This window comes from Dietzia sp. DQ11-38-2 (assembly GCF_014145055.1).
GTDB lineage: Bacteria > Actinomycetota > Actinomycetes > Mycobacteriales > Mycobacteriaceae > Dietzia.
The window spans coordinates 1-3,679 of sequence record NZ_JAALDW010000504.1; the positions used below are offsets into that span (position 1 = coordinate 1).

Genomic DNA, 3,679 nt, shown 5'->3' on the forward strand with positions numbered 1-3,679 from the left:
GGAACCTGGGCCCCCTGCCCTGGGCCTAGCGGGCTGGTCGCACCCGCCGGCGGCGGGTCACCCCGGCCCGGACGCCCCCGGCGGTCGGGGGATGGAGCCCACGAACTGCATCGATCGGTACGGCCAACCGGCGGGGCCCGCGGCCGAGTCGTGGGTGTTCCACTGGCTCACCACGAGGTGCCACTCCTCCGGAGTGGACCCGGGGACGGGGCAACCGCAGTAGAGCTGGGCGACCCGCGCCGGGCCGGCGGTCGGATCGGATCCGTCGGATTCGTCGCCCCAGGCACACCCGTGCAGGAGCGTCGTGTGGGCGGTCACCGAGCGGTCCAGGAGGTCCACTCCGATGTGCGCGAAAGTGAGGCAGTCGATCCGGTAGTGCTCCGCGTCGAAGTAGGTCAGGGTCCAGAAGTCCTCGCACCGCCGCAGGTACATCTCGCCGATACGGCCCGGCAGCACGATGGTGGTGGGGTTGCCCCAGCCCCATGCCCCGTCTCGGAAACCCCACGACTGCCATCCGTTGACGCCGGGGTCGGCCAGGTCCTCCTCGCGGACCCGCATCAGGATGACCCCCTTGTCCCGCTGGAAACCGGTCGACAGCACGTAGACGAATCCGTCCCCGCCCGACTCCCAGGTCCACAGCTGACGGTGCCCGCCCTCGAGCAGGGGGGAGAACGTGACGCCGGTCGGCTCCCAGGTGTCGCCGTCGTCGACGGAGCGGTGGATCTCGGTCCGCGTGACCGTCCCGAGACCCTCGTTGACCATCACCTGGAGATACATGGTGTCACCGAGGGTGAGGACATCACCGGGCAGGACCGTGGAGCAGCCGCGCCCGTGGACGTAGTCGACGAGCTGACCCGCGTAGTCCGGTGGGCCGGGGCCGGCCGCACCCGTCCACACCAGGCCACCGGACGCATCGATGTCGTCCGCGAACAGGCCGACGGGGGATCTCCAGTCCGGATTCCCCGGCCCGGGCCGCTCGTCGGTGGTGGGAGTGCACTGCGCGATCCCGGGGTGGGGCCGACCCACGTGGGGGGCACCCACCCCCGCCCCCGCGAAGGTGTCGCCGAACACGGCGAGCAGGCGCCCGGAGGGTGTCCGGGCCGTGATCCCCAGATCGGTGCCCTCCATCCCGAACGCCGTGGTGATACCCGGCCCGGTGAGGTCGCGGACCTTTCGGGTGCGGGTCTGCGGGGTGCGGGTCGGCGGGCGTGAGTCCGTCATGGCACCGACGCTACCGCCACCCGCGACGACCGGAGAGCCGATCGTGGACGCATCACAATTCGGTCAATGCGCGGGCGAACCCGGAACGCGGACGCGTATGGTCGTGCGCGTGACACACCCCTTCGCACGAGCGGGGCGCGAGATCGTCCCCGGCCACTGGTTCGGCCCTGTGGCCGTCGTGGCAGTCGGGTGTGCGCTCGCGTGGATCATCGTGGGTTTCGGTCACGGAGCCGCACCGGCGCTGCTGGTGTTGGCCCTCACCACCGTGGTGGCACTGTGGAACTCTCCGCTCAGGATGACCGGTCACGAGCCCCTTCAGTCGGTGCGCAGCGCCTGCACCGAGCACGCCGTGGTGGTCCTGTGGCGCCCCGGGTGTCCGTACTCCTCCGCACTGCGGCGGCGCGCCGCGCGGGAGGGCCTTGAGGTGCACTGGGTGAACATCTGGCGGGACGAGGACGCCTACGAGCTCTGCCGCAGCATCAACATGGGCTCGGAGGAGACGCCGACCGCGATGCTGCTCGACCCGGCGCTCTCCGGCCCCGTCGTCATCCCGGCCTCCGTGCCGGGCATCCGAGAGGCCACCGCGGCCAGGCTCCCCCGGGGCCGGGCGCGTCGCGCGATCTAGTCGACGGCCCCCGTTCCCGGCCGACGGCGCCCTGGTTCGGTCTCACCCGAGGGGCCTCGTCCCCTTCACGTCCCCGCACTCGGCCCCGAGCGCCATGTCGGCGATCAGACCCGACGCGCGCAACTGCTCCAGCCGCGGCGCGGCCCGATCACGCAGGGCCCACGGGTCGATGGTGTTGACGTGGATCCCGGTCGCCCCCTCGAACCCGGCCGGGGTGGAGATCCGCCACTTGAGCACGATCCGCCACGGCATCGGGGCGGCGACGCCGGGAGGTCGGGTGTGCCACTCCTCATTTGTCGGCACCAGAGGGCCCGTGGCGGCGTGGCAGGCGTGCAGCAGATCGGAGACCCCGCGGAGTTCCTCCGGCGAGTGTTCCCACGGATCGCTCGCCGCCGACCGCGAGTAGACGACGAGGGCGGGATACCGGTGCCCCACCCCGACCACCGCCACGGCGTGCTCGTTGGCCGCCACCACCAGTCCCTCCGAGACCGCGAGACCGATCCCGAGGGTGTCGTAGAGGTCCGGTTCGCTCTCCAGGGCGGCCACCTCGCGAACGGTCTTCGCCGGGATCTCGTCGATCGCCACGAGCTGCTTGTGCAGATGGGCGAACGACGCGCCCGCCGGCTGCAGCCAGTTCTGGAACACCGACACGTATCGGGCGTGGGGGTTGTCGCGGTACAGGTTCCGCATGGCGCGGACGGTGAACGCGATGAAGTGCTGGTGTTCGGCCGGGTCGAGGGATCCCGAGGAGGCATGCCCCCCGGTGGTGGCGGCGCCCTCGACGAGGTGGCGGCGGGCCACCACGACATCGTGGCAGCCGCCGAAGAAGCTCTCCGAGCGCGCGGCCAGTTCCGCGGTATCCATGGCATCGACGATGGACGGATCCCCCTGTGCTGCCGCGATCCGGGTCCGGAGCAGCGAACGGACGTGTTCGACACCGGCCTCGGTCTCGAGGTAGGCGGACTGATGCGCGGAGGCTCCGGCCGGGATCCGATAGCCGTGGACCGCTTTCCAGTAGTCGAGCGAGACGATCTCGAAGAGGTTCCCGAAGAGCCTGAACTCGGGCGTCGTCAGGTCGAGTTGGTCCGGGGCGACCCGGTCGAGGGTCCTCCACGTGCTGCCGTCGCGTACCAGGCGCGACTTCTCCGGGGTGGTCTCGCGAAGTCGGGACACGCAGAACGCGCAGTGAGCCTCCGGGGCGACCGGGTCCACCGGGCGGACCTCGCCGGGGTGATGGTCGACGGGGCGGTTACCGCGGCCCGGGACCGTCCACACCTCGGTGCCGGTGAAGGGGTTCGTCTGCTTGACGGTCCCGTCCGCCATCCGGCGCAGCGGTCGAATCCGGGGCGACGGGGTGTCGGGCGGGGTGGTCACGCGCCGAGCCTAGGCGGTGCCGGGTGCCTGGCCGACGACCGCGAGGAGAATGCCGCGCCCGCACCGGTGGAACTGTGATGAAGGTAACACTATCCTGAGTTTCCACGATGTGGGTATGAGGCAGGGGGATTGGTGCTAGCCATCCCGCGTGGAGACACCGACCGAACAGAGGACCGAAGATGTCATCGAAACGTGCACTACACATTCGTGCGGCGGCCGTTGCCGGCGCGGCCCTTCTCGCGGCATCCGGGTCCCCGGCGGTCGCAGGTGCTCAGGAGGGGTCGCTCGACCTCGGACTGGGACTGAATCTCGAGTTGTTGCTCGGGTCGGCGGGATCCGGTGAAGAAGGGTCCCTCGAGGGTTCCCTCGAGCCCGGCTCCCTCGACCCCGGCTCGCTGGGGCAGGGTTCGTTGGAAGGCTCCCTTGAGCCGGGCTCCCTCGATCCGGCCTCGCTCGCGC

Annotated in this window: 3 protein-coding genes and 1 pseudogene; 2 read left to right on the forward strand and 2 right to left on the reverse strand. The window is 70.9% G+C overall.

Annotated features, from left to right (window positions below; translation table 11 throughout):
* Positions 1–57: 57 nt before the first annotated feature.
* On the reverse strand, positions 58–1,221 hold the full coding sequence (locus G6026_RS15795; protein WP_182613735.1) for a DUF4185 domain-containing protein: 1,164 nt from the start codon (positions 1,219–1,221) through the stop codon (positions 58–60).
* A gap of 109 nt (positions 1,222–1,330) precedes the next feature.
* Here G6026_RS15795 and G6026_RS15800 point away from each other — a divergent pair, with 109 nt between their 5' ends.
* Positions 1,331–1,846 carry a hypothetical protein gene (locus tag G6026_RS15800; RefSeq protein ID WP_231750446.1) on the forward strand — a complete coding sequence of 172 codons (516 nt, stop codon included), beginning with the start codon at positions 1,331–1,333 and terminating at the stop codon, positions 1,844–1,846.
* Positions 1,847–1,888: 42 nt separating this feature from the next.
* On the opposite strand, the gene G6026_RS15805 is transcribed toward G6026_RS15800, so the two are convergent.
* Positions 1,889–3,220: a DUF4921 family protein gene (locus G6026_RS15805; protein WP_309230120.1), complete on the reverse strand. Its 1,332-nt coding sequence runs from the start codon at positions 3,218–3,220 to the stop codon at positions 1,889–1,891.
* A gap of 179 nt (positions 3,221–3,399) precedes the next feature.
* On the opposite strand from G6026_RS15805, the pseudogene G6026_RS16910 reads away from it, so the two are divergent.
* A pseudogene (locus G6026_RS16910) lies at positions 3,400–3,679 on the forward strand (hypothetical protein); the annotation flags it as partial.